Below are 12764 nucleotides of genomic sequence, written 5' to 3' on the forward strand. Positions count from 1 at the left end.
CGCATCAGGCGCGGCCGAAGTGGGTGTCGGTCCAGGTGAGAAGGGTGTCCAGGCCGGATTCCAGGATTGCGCGATGGTCGGCGTCGGCGTATTCGTCGGTCCGGTAGTCCACCGGCGTGCCTGCGGCGCGGAGCTGGGCGACCATGGCGTCGGTGCCCTCGGGGACCACGATGACGTCGCGCCTGCCCTGGATAACCAGCAACGGCAGGCCGGAGCGGACGGCGGTCGGCTCGTTTGCGTCGAGGACGGCGCGGATACCGGAGAGGTCACCCGTGGGCTCGACCACCTCGTGCACACCGATGCCGGTCCACTGCTCACGGGTGGACAGGGCCGGAATGCAGTTGTCGTCGACGAGCTTCAGCTTGTCGACCGCATGGGGAGTCAGGAAGGCGGCGGGATCGAATCCGCCCGCGGTCTCGGCGCCCGCGATCACCAGCGGGGCGAACGGCAGCGCTGCCCGCCGTTCTGGCGCGTCGGCGGCGGGGCCGAGTTCCGCGGCGGCGCGAAGCAGTGCCAGGCGCGACCCGTTGTTGTTGGCGGGAGCCAGCGCGGCCGCGCCGACCAGTTGCAGCTCCGGAGCCCAGGTCGGCCCGATCGCATTGGTGAAGATCGCGGCCTGGCCGCCCTGGGAATGACCGATGGTGGCCCAGCGGGTGCTGATGCTCGGCGCGAGTTCACGCGCTGCGCGCGCGATGTCGGTGACGGCTCGCGCCTGCGCTTCGCCGATGAGATAGCTGTGCCGACCCGGCGTGCCCAGGCCCTGGTAGTCGGTCATGGCGACGGCGTATCCGGCGTCGAGCAGACGCTGCTGGACCACCCGGGTGCGCGCGATGTAGGCATGCGCGGGGTAACTCTCGTCGGTGTCGCGCGACGGGGCGCAGGCGTCGGCGATGCCGGTGGTTCCGTGGGCCCAGGAGATGAGTGGCCAGCCACCGGCGGGCGCCTCGCCGCGCGGCACGGCGACCACGCCCGACACCGCGACGCTCTCCCCCTTCGGGTCGACCGAGCGGTACAGCACCAGGTGGTTGTCGGCGTTCGCGAGTCCGGGGATGCCGGTGAGCGGACGCGACCAGATCACCGAACCGTGTTCGCCCGGGACGGTCTCAGCCTGGGGTGTGTAGAAGTCGAGTCCGGCCGGCGCCTGCGGCGCCGCGACGGTGTCGGTGGAGGAGCACCCGAGCAGGAGGGAACCGGCGGTGAGCAGCGCCGCGGCACCGAGAACGGCGGAACGTGACGTCTTCGTGAGGAACATGGGCTCTGTCGTACTCGCGGCCTGGTGTCACGCCGCGCAAACGCGGGTTTCCGGCGCATTCGGAGCCCTCGTGCACGAATCCGTCAGGTAGGCGCCGCCCACACATCCATCGGCACGTACCCGGTGGCGCGACCGTCCTCGCCGAGCAGCCTGCCCATCCGCTTCACCCAGCGCAGCGTCACCGCGCGGTCGAGCACCCGCAGCCCTGGCGCGACCGCGCCGAGCCGCGCCTCGTATTCGGCCAGGTCGTCGAGTCCTCGGCAGCACGTCACCGCGATCGCGTCGGCATCGGTGACGGTGGCCGCGCACAGCCGGGTGTCGCGCAGCCCCTCGATCGCCTCCATCACCGGAACACGTTCGGCGGCGGGCATGTTCAGCCAGAGTGTGGCCGTGGTGCGCCAACCGGTCACCGGCAACGCGGCCTCGCAGCGCAGCACTGCTCTGCCGCCGTCGAGCACCTTGCCGAGCAGCCTGCGCACCGTGGCCTCCGGGCGATCCAGGTCTGCGGCCAGCGCAGCGACGGTGCGCCGGCCGTCGGCGCCGAGGGCCAGGATGAGCGCGCGTTCCCGCGCGGACAGGGGCGCGGGCTCATCGTCTCCCGGCACCGTGGCCACGGCCAGTTCGCGCTGCTGTCCCGGCGCGAGCGCGTCGAATCGCCACCTGCTGCCCTCGCGATGCAATCGCCGCACCGGGTGCGTCCGCAGCACGCGCACCCCGGGAACGCGACCGAAGGCCAGCAGTTGCTCGGTGAACAGCGCCCCTGACGCGGCGCCGACGGTGAGCAGCAGTGGGTGCGTGCCCGTGACCAGCTCGACGCTGAACACCGCGGGCAGTTCGGCGAAGGCCGCGGCGACCGCGGCGAGGTCGCTCGGCGCACAGTCGACCTGGACGAACGCCAGCACTCCGACCGCGGCGAAGCCCGACCCCGGATAGCAGGTGAGCCACGCCGTCCCGCTCTCCCGCAGCGCCGACCATCGCCGGGACAGCGTCGACGCGTCGACACCGAGCGGGCCCGCCAGCCTGGTCCACGACGCGCGCGGCGCGACCTGCAGTGCGGTGATCAGCGCCAGGTCGAGTTCGTCGACGCTCATACGCGGATCCCTCTCATCCGGCCAACGTAGACCGCGGCCGTCTATCGCGATGCCACCGCCTGGCGAAACCTCCGTTGCGGGCGCGCCGGTGGGGCATTATTAGGGGTGAAATCCCCGGATCGCTACCGAACAGGACCGCCATGGCACCGCAGCTGACGCTCTCCGCGCAGCGCGCCGCGCTGGAGCGGGAGTGGGCGCAGTGGGTGCCCGCGGGGCAGTCGGCACTCGGGCGGAGTTCGTCGGTGCGGACCGAGGTGGCGCAGTCGTGGTTGCGGTCGTTGCGGACGGTGGATCCGGCGCGCGACCACGCGCCGGAGAGCGAGGCCGGCGACATCGGTCCGCGCTGGGCGGAGTCGCCGCTGCGTGGGCCCGTCACGGAGTTGAAGGATCAACTGCACAGCGTCGCCGACGACGCGGGGTATGTCGCCGCGGTGACCGACGCCTCCGGCACGATCCTGTGGACCTACGGCGGCCCGGTCATGCGGCGCAGGGCCGAGCAGGTGAACTTCGCGCCGGGTGGGCGGTGGGACGAGGCGCACATGGGGACCAACGCGCTCTCGCTGGCCCTGCGCACCGATCAACCGCACACCGTGTTCTCCGCCGAACATCTGGTCGCCGCGCTGCACGGCTGGGTCTGTTACTGCGCGCCGATCCGCGCGGCCGACGGGACCCTGCTCGGCGTGCTCGACCTCTCGACCACCTGGAAGCGCTCCCACCCGTTGGCCATGGCCACCGTGCGGACCATGACCAGCGCGATCGAGGCCAAGCTGCACGCGGCCGCGCCCGCACCGGCGGGCATGCGGCTGACCTGCCTGGGCACCGGCCGGTTGACGCGCGACGGCACTCCCATCCGGCTGCGTCCCCGCCAGCTCGAGATCCTCACCCTGCTCGCCCTCGACGACGACGGCTACAGCCACGAGCGCCTGCACTACGCCGTCTACGGCGACCGCGCGGTCGGCGCGAGCACCCTCAAATCGGAGATGTCGTACCTGCGCCGGGCCACCGGCGGCGACATCACCAGCCGCGTCTACCGGTTCACCACCGCCCTGTCCTGCGACGCCGTCGACGTGCTGCGCGCCCTGGAATCCGGCGACGTCGACACCGCCGTGCGGCTGTATCACGGTCCGCTGCTTCCGGATTCGGACACGCCCGGCATCAGCGAATGGCGCGACTACCTCGCCGTCGCCCTGCGCAACGCGGTCCTGGCCAGCCCCGACGCCGAGCACGCGCTCACCTACGGCGAGGCCGCCCCCGACGACATCGCCGTCCACGAGCACGCCATGGCGCTGCTGCCCCCGCGCGACACGCGGCGCGCGGTCGCCGCCGCCCGCCTGCACAGCGCACTTCGCGCCTGATCGGTCGGCTTCAACGTTTCATCAACCCTCGCGGCGGATAGTGATGGGCGTCACGCTTCACCGGAATCAGCGAGGAGCCTCCGCACATGATCTACGCCAAGCCGGGCACCGAGGGCAGCATCGTCAGCTACGCCAAGCGGTACGACAACTTCATCGACGGGAAGTGGGTTCCGCCGGTCGAGGGCCGGTACTTCGAGAACACCTCCCCGGTCGACGGACAGCCCTTCTGCGAGATCGCGCGATCGACCGCCGCCGACGTGGAACTGGCGCTCGACGCCGCCCACCGCGCCGCCGACGCCTGGGGCGCCACCTCGGCGGCCGAGCGCGCCAACATCCTGAACAAGATCGCCGACCGGATCGAGGCCAACCTCGAGGCCCTCGCCGTCGCCGAGACCTGGGACAACGGCAAGCCGGTCCGCGAGACCCTGGCCGCCGACCTGCCGCTGGCAGTCGACCACTTCCGCTACTTCGCCGGCGTGCTGCGCGCCCAGGAGGGCGGCATCAGCGAGGTCGACAACGACACCATCGCCTACCACTTCCACGAGCCGCTCGGCGTCGTCGCCCAGATCATTCCGTGGAACTTCCCCATCCTGATGGCCACCTGGAAGCTCGCGCCCGCGCTGGCCGCCGGCAACGCGGTGGTACTCAAGCCCGCCGAGCAGACCCCGGCCTCGATCATGAAGGTCGTCGAGCTCGTCGCGGATCTGCTGCCGCCGGGAGTCCTCAACGTGGTCAACGGTTTCGGCGTGGAGGCGGGCAAGCCGCTGGCGTCGAGCCCGCGGGTGGCCAAGGTCGCCTTCACCGGCGAGACCACCACCGGCCGCCTGATCATGCAGTACGCCAGCGAGAACATCATCCCGGTGACGCTGGAGCTGGGCGGCAAGAGCCCCAACATCTTCCTGCCCGATGTGATGGCCGCCGACGACGACTTCCTCGACAAGGCGATCGAGGGCTTCGTGATGTTCGCGCTGAACCAGGGCGAGGTGTGCACCTGTCCGTCGCGCGCGCTGATCGCGTCGTCGATCTACGACGAGTTCATGGCCCGCTGTGTGGAGCGCACCAAGGCGATCGTGAGCGGCAACCCGCTCGACGAGGCCACCATGATCGGCGCGCAGGCCAGCAACGACCAGTTCGAGAAGATCCTGTCCTACATCGACATCGGCAAGAAGGAAGGTGCCGAGGTGCTCACCGGCGGCGCGGTCCGCAATGTCGAGGGCCTGGGCGACGGCTTCTACATCGAGCCGACGATCTTCAAGGGCAGCAACGACATGCGCGTGTTCCAGGAGGAGATCTTCGGCCCGGTCGTCGCGGTGACCACCTTCGACTCCACCGACGAGGCGCTGAAAATCGCCAACGACACCCTCTACGGCCTCGGCGCCGGCGTGTGGACCCGCGACATGAACACCGCCTACCGCCTGGGTCGCGGCATCAAGGCGGGCCGGGTGTGGACCAACTGCTACCACGCCTACCCGGCACACGCGGCCTTCGGCGGGTACAAGAAGTCCGGCATCGGCCGCGAGAACCACAAGATGATGCTCGAGCACTACCAGCAGACCAAGAACCTGCTGGTCAGCTACTCGCCGCAGAAGCTCGGCTTCTTCTGATGGGGCAGCGCGTCGACCTCACCGAACAGGCGGCGACGCTGCTGCGGGACCTGACCGGGCGACACGGCCCGGTCATGTTCCACCAGTCCGGCGGCTGCTGCGACGGCAGCTCCCCCATGTGCTACCCACGCGGTGAATTCCGCGTGGGCCGCTCGGACGTGCTGCTCGGACATCTGCCCGACGACACCCCGTTCTGGATGAGTGCCGACCAGTTCGAATACTGGAAGCACACCCATCTCACCGTCGACGTGGTGCCCGGCCGGGGCAGCGGCTTCTCGCTGGAAGCCCCCGAAGGCGTGCGGTTCCTGATCCGCTCCCGCCTGCTCACCGACGAGGAGGTGGCCGCGCTGGAATCCCAGCCCCCGCCACCCACCGGTGACACCGTTCCCCAGTGATGTGAAACACCCACTATCACACTGTTCCCGCAGGTCGGCGGCGCTCGATACGCGCCGCTGACCTGCGGGATCCACGGCCGTAACAGTCGTCAACCATTCTTCAACCCTCGACGATCACCGTTGCCGTCGCTACGCGCTTGTTTGTTGATGAGGAGCTACCCCTGTGAGTACCGACGCGATCCCCGCCGCCGGCGCGGACACCCCCGCCGACGATTATCTCGCCAAACGCACCCTGCGCTCCGGCTCGGCGGGCTGGGTCCTGCTGGCCGGCCTCGGCGTGAGCTACGTGATCTCCGGTGACTACTCCGGCTGGAATTTCGGCCTCGCCGAAGGCGGATTCGGCGGTCTGCTGATCGCCGCGGTCGTCATCGCCGGCATGTACCTGGCCATGGTGCTGGGCATGGCCGAACTGTCCTCGGCGCTGCCCGCCGCGGGCGGCGGCTACACCTTCGCCCGGCGCGCGCTCGGCCCGTGGGGCGGATTCGCCACCGGCACAGCGGTTCTCATCGAATACGCGATCGCCCCCGCCGCCATCGCCACCTTCATCGGCGCCTACGTGGAGTCGCTGAACCTGTTCGGGATCACCGACGGGTGGTGGGTGTATCTGGCGGTGTACGCGCTGTTCATCGGCATCCATCTCGGCGGCGCCGGTGAGGCGCTCAAGGCGATGTTCGTGATCACCGCGATCGCGCTGGTGGGTCTGGCGATCTTCGCCGTGGCCGCGCTCGGCAAGTTCGATGTCGCCAACCTGACCAACATCGCGCCGGATCCGGACGCCACCGGCGCATCGTCGTTCCTGCCGTTCGGCTACATGGGCATCTGGGCCGCGATCCCGTTCGCCATCTGGTTCTTCCTGGCCGTCGAGGGTGTGCCGCTGGCCGCCGAGGAAGCCACCGAGCCGGAGAAGAACGTGCCCAAGGGCATCATCGTCGCCATGCTGCTGCTGGTGGTCACCGGCGCGGTGGTGCTGTTCCTGGTCACCGGCGCGCTCGGCGCCCAGGACGCGTCGGCCTCGGGCAACCCGCTGGTCGAGGCGCTCGGCGACAGCCCGGCGGCCAAGGTGGTCAACTACATCGGCCTGGCTGGTCTGGTCGCCAGCTTCTTCTCCATCGTCTACGCCTACTCCCGGCAGACCTTCGCCCTCTCGCGCGCCGGCTACCTGCCGACCAGCCTCTCGGTGACCAACTCGCGCAAGGCGCCCGTGCTCGCGCTGATCGTGCCCGGCCTCGTCGGCTTCGCCCTCTCGCTCACCGGCGAGGGCGCCATGCTGCTGAACATGGCCGTGTTCGGCGCCGCCGTGAGCTATGTGCTGATGATGGTGAGCCACATCGTGCTCCGGGTCCGCGAGCCGAACATGCCGCGCCCCTACCGCACCCCCGGCGGCATCGCGACCACGGCGTTCGCACTGGTCATCGCGGCCGCGTCGGTGGCGGCGACCTTCCTGGTCGACCCGAAGGCCGCGCTGTTCACCCTCGGTGTGTTCTGCGCCTTCATGGCCTACTTCGGCCTCTACAGTCGCCATCACCTGGTCGCCAAGTCGCCCGACGAGGAATTCGCCGCGCTGGCGAAGGCCGAACAAGAACTCGAGTAACCCCGACGACCTCGCGAAAGGAGGCGGCACCCGATGACCGTGTACCGCAGTTCTGTCGGCGTCACGACCTACCTGTTCGACGGCCTGGTCGATCTGCTGGCCAAGGCCACCCCCGAGCGCAGCGGCGACCAGCTGGCCGGGTGCGCGGCGGCGACCGATGCCGAGCGGGCGGCCGCGCAGTGGGCGCTGGCCGACGTCCCGCTGACCACCTTTCTCGACGAGGTGGTCGTGCCCTACGAGACCGACGAGGTCACCCGGCTGATCATCGACAGCCACGACCGGACCGCGTTCGGGCCGATCGCGCACCTCACCGTCGGCGGGCTGCGCGACTGGCTGCTCGCGGTGGCCGCCACCGACGAGGCGGCGGCCACCCTGGCCGCCGTCTCCCCGGGACTCACCCCGGAGATGGTGGCCGCGGTCAGCAAGATCATGCGCAACCAGGACCTCATCGCCGTGGCCAAGGCGACCGTGGTGACCGCGGGCTTCCGCACCACCATCGGCCTGCCCGGCCGGCTGAGCACTCGCCTGCAGCCCAACCACCCGACCGACGATCCCCGCGGGATCGCCGCCGCGACCCTCGACGGGCTGCTGCTCGGCTGCGGTGACGCGGTGATCGGCATCAACCCGGCCACCGATTCACCCCAGGCCACCGCCGACCTGCTGCACCTGCTCGACGAGGTGCGTCTGCGCTTCGACATCCCGACCCAGTCGTGTGTGCTCTCGCACGTCACCACCACCATCGGCCTGATCGAGGCGGGCGCGCCGGTGGACCTGGTGTTCCAGTCGGTGGCGGGCACCGAGGGTGCCAATTCCGGCTTCGGCGTGAACCTTTCGCTGTTGCGCGAGGGCAACGAGGCCGGGCGCTCGCTCGCGCGCGGCACCGTCGGCGACAACGTGATGTATCTCGAGACCGGTCAGGGATCGGCGCTGAGCGCGAACGCCCATCTGGGCGTGGGTGATCGGCCGGTGGATCAGCAGACCCTGGAGACCAGGGCCTACGCGGTCGCCCGCGAGCTGAGCCCGCTGCTGGTGAACACCGTGGTCGGGTTCATCGGGCCCGAATACCTCTACGACGGCAAGCAGATCATCCGCGCCGGGCTCGAGGACCACTTCTGCGGCAAGCTGCTCGGCCTGCCGATGGGCGTCGACGTGTGCTACACCAACCACGCCGAAGCCGACCAGGACGACATGGACACCCTGCTCACCCTGCTCGGTGCGGCCGGGTGCGCCTTCGTCATCGCGGTGCCCGGCGCCGACGACGTGATGCTCGGCTACCAGAGCCTGGCCTTCCACGACGCGCTCTACGCCCGCCAGGTCCTGAACCTGCGCCCCGCACCGGAATTCGAGGCGTGGCTGTCCGGGCTCGGCATGCTCGACGCGAAGGGCCGGGTGCGCCAGGTGCCGCCGCTGTCCTCGCCCCTGCGCGCACTGGCGGCGAACCGATGAGGCCCGGGCTGCACCTGGTGCGATCCCACGACCGGAACGGAGCCACGGTGAACGAGCGGACACCCGACGAACGTGCCGAAGACGCGGTGGCCCAGGAGTTCTGGCGGGATCTACGGCGCAACACCCAGGCCAGGATCGGGCTCGGCCGCACCGGTGACGCGCTGCCGACCAGCGAGGTCCTCGCCCTGCGCGCCGCGCACGCCGCCGCCCGCGACGCGGTGCACGTCCCGCTCGAGGTCGAGATCTTCGCCGAACAGATCGCGAGTATGGGCCTCGGCGACCCGGTGACGGTGACGAGCAAGGCCGCCGACCGCTCGGAATATCTGCGCCGCCCCGATCTCGGCAGACTGCCCGCAGACCTGTCCGGCGTCGAGAACCACAGCGCCGACATCGGATTCGTGCTGGCCGACGGACTGTCTCCCCGCGCCCTGACCGATCACGGCGCCGGCCTGCTCGCCGCACTGGCCGAGGAACTCGGCGACCGGTACACCCTGGCGCCGCCGGTGATCGCCACCCAGGCACGCGTCGCGCTGGGCGACCACATCGCCGCGACGATGGGCGTGCGGACCGTACTGGTGATCATCGGCGAACGCCCCGGCCTCTCGGTGGCCGACAGCCTGGGCATCTACCTCACCCACAACCCCCGCCCCGGCCGCGCCGACGCCGAACGCAACTGCATCTCCAACATCCACCCGCCCGACGGCCTCACCTACACCGACGCCGCCCGCGTGGTCGCCGGACTGGTGGCAGGCGCGCGCAAGCTCGGCCGCTCCGGCGTCGACCTCAAGGACACCTCCCGTGCCGTCGGCCTCGCCGCCGACACCTCGACCATCGCTGCGGCGCTGGAGAATCAGGACCACTGACATGAAGAAGATCTCCGCCCTCGCGGCGGTGGCGATGACGGCTGCCCTGATGACGTCGACCGCCTGCGGAACCGGCGAACCCGGCGCGGCATCCGAGAGCTGTTCGACCCTCGACGCGAGCCAGGTCTGGTACGGCGACAACAGGGACCGCCTCGCACGGTTCATCGAAGAGACCGGGCGTTGCGGCGCCGCGGACTCCGGCGCGGCACCCCTGGCGCTGTTCGACTGGGACAACACGATCGTGAAGAACGACATCGGCGTCGCCACGTTCTACTGGATGCTGGCCAACGACAAGGTCTTACAGCCGCAGGGCCGGGACTGGACCACGGTCGGGGCGCATCTCACCCGCGAGGCCGCCGACGCGCTCGCCGCAGCCTGCGGCGCCGCCGAACCGAATACGCCCTTGCCCACCTCGACCGACGCCGACTGTGCCGACGAGCTGGTCGCGGTGGCCGACAGCGGGAAGACCACGGCGGGCAAGGCCGCCTTCACCGGATACGACCACCGCCGCACCGAACCCGGGTACGCGTTCGTGGTCCAGCTGATGCGCGGCCACACCGAGGCCCGGATCACCGAGTACGCGCGCGCCGCCCGCGCGCAGAACCTCGCCGCGGCCGAGGGGACCGAGCAGACCATCGGCAGCACGAAGGTGGACGGCTGGGTGCGCTACTACCCCCAGATGACCGACCTCGTCCGGGTGTTGCGGGACAACGGATTCGACGTGCGCATCATCTCCGCCTCGGCCGAACCGGTGGTCCGGGTGTGGGCCGAGGAACTGGACATCACCGGTGACCGCGTGATGGGTGTTCCCCAGCTGAGCGACAACGGCGTGTACACCGGGCACCTGCCCGGTTGCGGTGATGCCGGGACCGACCAGGTGATCACCTACATCGACGGCAAGCGGTGCCGGATCAACGAGCAGGTCTTCGGCGTGCGGGGCGCCGCGGCCTTCCAGCAGCTGCCCGCCGACCGCAGAGCCGCCTTCGCCGCGGGCGATTCCGACACCGACGTGGTGTTCCTCGGCGACGCCACCGGCCTGCGCCTGGTCATCAACCGCAACAAGACGGAACTGATGTGCAACGCCTACGGCTCCGGCGACGGCACATGGGTGGTGAACCCGATGTTCCTCGACCCCAAGCCGCGCAGGTCCGATCCGTATCCCTGCGCGACAGCGGGATTCATCACACCCGCCGGCACCGGCGCGCCGTTGCGCCGCCCCGACGGCAGCGTGGTCCCGGACCAGCAGGACCTCGTGTTCGGGTGATCCCCGGCGTGCGGTGCGGATGCGACCCAGGCCACCAGCGGTTCGAGATGAGCAGGCGGCGATCGCTCCATAGAGTGATGCCCATGATCCGCACCGCCGCCCTCGCCCATGTCCGCGACCGCAGGCTCATCCAGACGCGCCCGGAGGGCAAGGACGTCTTCTACATGGCGGGCGGCAAGATCGACCCGGGCGAGACTCCCTTACAGGCGCTACATCGTGAGATCGAGGAAGAACTCGGCGTCGGCCTGTCCGGCGTCGCCGAACTGGGCATCTTCGAGGCCGAGGCGTTCGGCCACGGCAGGGACACCCCGCTGCACATGACCTGTTTCCTCGCCGACTTCACCGGCGAACCACGCGCGACCGGCGAGATCGCCGAATTCCGCTACTTCACCGGCGCCGAGTACGCGGCGATGCCGCAGGTCGCGCCGGGTTCCCTCATGGTCTTCCAGCGGCTGCACGCCCTGGACCTCATCGACTGGTAGCCCGAGATCGTTCGCCGAGGTAACGATTCGGTGCACGGAGAAACAAACGAACGGGAGGGGCCGATGGTACAGCTGTGAATGTGCCGATCTCCACCGCCCCGATGACCGTTGCCGAGCGCAAGGCCGCGCTGCGCCGACTAGTCGCGCTGTTCGGCCTGATGAACACGATGATCGAACTGAGCGCCCAGGGCGCGCCGCGGTCGGTGGCCGAACACGCCACCGCCGCACGCGATCTGGTGGGCGAGCTCGTCGCCGATCTGGCCGCGGCCCGCTAGGTCGCCGTGGGCTTCGGCGGGTCGGAGCCCTCGTTCTCGGCCGGGATGGCGCCGGGTTCGGTGCCCTCGTCGGCCTTCTGATCCGGCTCGGGATGCTCGGGTTCGAAGGTCTCGGGCAGCCCCTTGAGGTGCTTGTTCATCGAGCGGACCAGCAGCACGGTGCCCGCCAGCAGGATCAGGATCACCAGCAGGCCGAGCGGCGAGGCCTTGCCGAACTCGGGACCGGTGGGGGTGCCGGGATTTTGCGCGAGGAGAACCAACATCACCGGTCGGCGTCCTCGATGCCGGCGAACAGGTCGGTCTCCGGGATGGCGGTGCGCACCCTCGTCTTGGCCAATTCGAACTCCTCGGTCGGCCAGAGCCGCTGCTGCATCTCCAACGGGATCGCGAAGAACGCCCCGTTCGGATCGATCTGAGTCGCGTGCGCGCGCAGGGCGTCGTCACGCTGGGGGAAATACTTCGAGCACTCGATCTGCGTGGTCACCCGGCTCCAGGTGTCGCCGCGCCGGTACTCGCGCATCCGGTCCAGCCACTCCTGCAGCGGGAACTTCTCGCCGATGCGCTCGTACTCCTCGGCGAAGGTCTCCAGGCGCTTCATGCTGAAGCCGTGGTCGTAGTACAGCTTCGACGGCGTCCACGGTTCGCCCGCCTCGGGGAACTTCGTGGGGTCACCGGCCGTCTCGTACGCCGCCACCGACACCTCGTGGCATCGGATGTGGTCCGGATGCGGGTAGCCGCCGTTCTCGTCGTAGGTGGTGATGACGTGCGGCTTGAAGTCGCGCACCACCTTCACCAGCGCCTCGGTGGACTCCTCCAGCGGAACCAGCGCGAAGCAGCCCTCCGGCAGCGGGGGCAGCGGGTCGCCCTCGGGCAGACCCGAGTCGACGAAGCCGAGCCAGTGCTGGCGCACGCCGAGCGCGTGCGCGGCGGCGGCCATCTCCTCGCGCCGGACCTCCTCGATCCGGTCGAGGACACCGGGGGTGTCCATGGCCGGGTTCAGGATGCTGCCGCGTTCGCCGCCGGTCAACGTCACGACCAGGACGTCGACGCCCTCGGCCGCGTACCTGGCCATGGTCGCGGCGCCCTTGCTCGATTCGTCGTCGGGGTGTGCGTGCACCGCCATGAGGCGAAGGCCACTCACGTCTC

Annotated in this window: 13 protein-coding genes; 9 read left to right on the top strand and 4 right to left on the bottom strand. The window is 70.0% G+C overall.

The window, feature by feature from the left end; translation table 11 throughout:
- Window positions 1-4: 4 nt before the first annotated feature.
- Both DFR69_RS07710 and DFR69_RS07715 read right to left on the bottom strand, forming a co-directional pair.
- Window positions 5-1252: an alpha/beta hydrolase family protein gene (locus tag DFR69_RS07710; RefSeq protein WP_110036703.1), complete on the bottom strand. Its 1248-nt coding sequence runs from the start codon at window positions 1250-1252 to the stop codon at window positions 5-7.
- An 83-nt stretch (window positions 1253-1335) separates the two neighbouring features.
- Window positions 1336-2343, bottom strand: coding sequence for an Lrp/AsnC family transcriptional regulator (locus DFR69_RS07715; protein WP_110036704.1), 1008 nt, complete (start codon window positions 2341-2343; stop codon window positions 1336-1338).
- A gap of 140 nt (window positions 2344-2483) precedes the next feature.
- On the opposite strand from DFR69_RS07715, the gene DFR69_RS07720 reads away from it, so the two are divergent.
- The 9 genes from DFR69_RS07720 to DFR69_RS07760 all read left to right on the top strand — a co-directional run bounded on the left by DFR69_RS07720 (window position 2484) and on the right by DFR69_RS07760 (window position 11618).
- Window positions 2484-3698 carry a transcriptional regulator gene (locus DFR69_RS07720; RefSeq protein WP_110036705.1) on the top strand — a complete coding sequence of 405 codons (1215 nt, stop codon included), beginning with the start codon at window positions 2484-2486 and terminating at the stop codon, window positions 3696-3698.
- A gap of 86 nt (window positions 3699-3784) precedes the next feature.
- Window positions 3785-5302 carry an aldehyde dehydrogenase gene (adh, locus tag DFR69_RS07725; RefSeq protein WP_110036706.1) on the top strand — a complete coding sequence of 506 codons (1518 nt, stop codon included), beginning with the start codon at window positions 3785-3787 and terminating at the stop codon, window positions 5300-5302.
- Complete coding sequence (locus DFR69_RS07730; RefSeq protein ID WP_110036707.1) at window positions 5302-5697, top strand: DUF779 domain-containing protein; 396 nt, start codon at window positions 5302-5304, stop codon at window positions 5695-5697. Before adh ends, DFR69_RS07730 begins: the two co-directional genes overlap by 1 nt.
- 163 nt (window positions 5698-5860) lie before the next feature.
- A complete protein-coding gene (gene eat / locus DFR69_RS07735) occupies window positions 5861-7288 on the top strand; it encodes an ethanolamine permease (RefSeq protein WP_110036708.1) in 1428 nt (475 codons plus the stop codon).
- A 33-nt stretch (window positions 7289-7321) separates the two neighbouring features.
- Window positions 7322-8734, top strand: a complete 1413-nt coding sequence (locus DFR69_RS07740; protein ID WP_110036709.1) for an ethanolamine ammonia-lyase subunit EutB — start codon at window positions 7322-7324, stop codon at window positions 8732-8734.
- 86 nt (window positions 8735-8820) lie between these two features.
- Window positions 8821-9597 carry an ethanolamine ammonia-lyase subunit EutC gene (eutC, locus tag DFR69_RS07745; protein WP_244198163.1) on the top strand — a complete coding sequence of 259 codons (777 nt, stop codon included), beginning with the start codon at window positions 8821-8823 and terminating at the stop codon, window positions 9595-9597.
- 1 nt (window position 9598) lies between these two features.
- Window positions 9599-10861 (top strand): haloacid dehalogenase-like hydrolase, encoded by a 1263-nt coding sequence (locus DFR69_RS07750; protein ID WP_110036711.1) that lies wholly within the window; start codon window positions 9599-9601, stop codon window positions 10859-10861.
- Window positions 10862-10938: 77 nt separating this feature from the next.
- Window positions 10939-11343: an NUDIX hydrolase gene (locus DFR69_RS07755; RefSeq protein ID WP_110036712.1), complete on the top strand. Its 405-nt coding sequence runs from the start codon at window positions 10939-10941 to the stop codon at window positions 11341-11343.
- A 74-nt stretch (window positions 11344-11417) separates the two neighbouring features.
- On the top strand, window positions 11418-11618 hold the full coding sequence (locus DFR69_RS07760; RefSeq protein WP_110036713.1) for a hypothetical protein: 201 nt from the start codon (window positions 11418-11420) through the stop codon (window positions 11616-11618).
- On the opposite strand, the gene DFR69_RS07765 is transcribed toward DFR69_RS07760, so the two are convergent.
- On the bottom strand, window positions 11615-11881 hold the full coding sequence (locus DFR69_RS07765) for a hypothetical protein (RefSeq protein ID WP_110036714.1): 267 nt from the start codon (window positions 11879-11881) through the stop codon (window positions 11615-11617). The two genes, DFR69_RS07760 and DFR69_RS07765, sit on opposite strands and share 4 nt — an antisense overlap.
- Window positions 11881-12741: a mycothiol conjugate amidase Mca gene (gene mca / locus DFR69_RS07770; protein WP_110036715.1), complete on the bottom strand. Its 861-nt coding sequence runs from the start codon at window positions 12739-12741 to the stop codon at window positions 11881-11883. Before mca ends, DFR69_RS07765 begins: the two co-directional genes overlap by 1 nt.
- Window positions 12742-12764: the final 23 nt, after the last annotated feature.

It is taken from the genome of Nocardia neocaledoniensis, assembly GCF_003182135.1.
Lineage (GTDB): Bacteria > Actinomycetota > Actinomycetes > Mycobacteriales > Mycobacteriaceae > Nocardia > Nocardia neocaledoniensis.

Bases quoted from the DNA above. Each gene is read 5' to 3' on its own strand.
- DFR69_RS07710 (WP_110036703.1), bottom strand. From the start codon at position 1,252: ATGTTCCTCACGAAGACGTCACGTTCCGCCGTTCTCGGTGCCGCGGCG.
- DFR69_RS07715 (WP_110036704.1), bottom strand. From the start codon at position 2,343: ATGAGCGTCGACGAACTCGACCTGGCGCTGATCACCGCACTGCAGGTC.
- DFR69_RS07720 (WP_110036705.1), top strand. From the start codon at position 2,484: ATGGCACCGCAGCTGACGCTCTCCGCGCAGCGCGCCGCGCTGGAGCGG.
- adh (WP_110036706.1), top strand. From the start codon at position 3,785: ATGATCTACGCCAAGCCGGGCACCGAGGGCAGCATCGTCAGCTACGCC.
- DFR69_RS07730 (WP_110036707.1), top strand. From the start codon at position 5,302: ATGGGGCAGCGCGTCGACCTCACCGAACAGGCGGCGACGCTGCTGCGG.
- DFR69_RS07740 (WP_110036709.1), top strand. From the start codon at position 7,322: ATGACCGTGTACCGCAGTTCTGTCGGCGTCACGACCTACCTGTTCGAC.
- DFR69_RS07750 (WP_110036711.1), top strand. From the start codon at position 9,599: ATGAAGAAGATCTCCGCCCTCGCGGCGGTGGCGATGACGGCTGCCCTG.
- DFR69_RS07755 (WP_110036712.1), top strand. From the start codon at position 10,939: ATGCCCATGATCCGCACCGCCGCCCTCGCCCATGTCCGCGACCGCAGG.
- DFR69_RS07765 (WP_110036714.1), bottom strand. From the start codon at position 11,881: ATGTTGGTTCTCCTCGCGCAAAATCCCGGCACCCCCACCGGTCCCGAG.
- mca (WP_110036715.1), bottom strand. From the start codon at position 12,741: ATGGCGGTGCACGCACACCCCGACGACGAATCGAGCAAGGGCGCCGCG.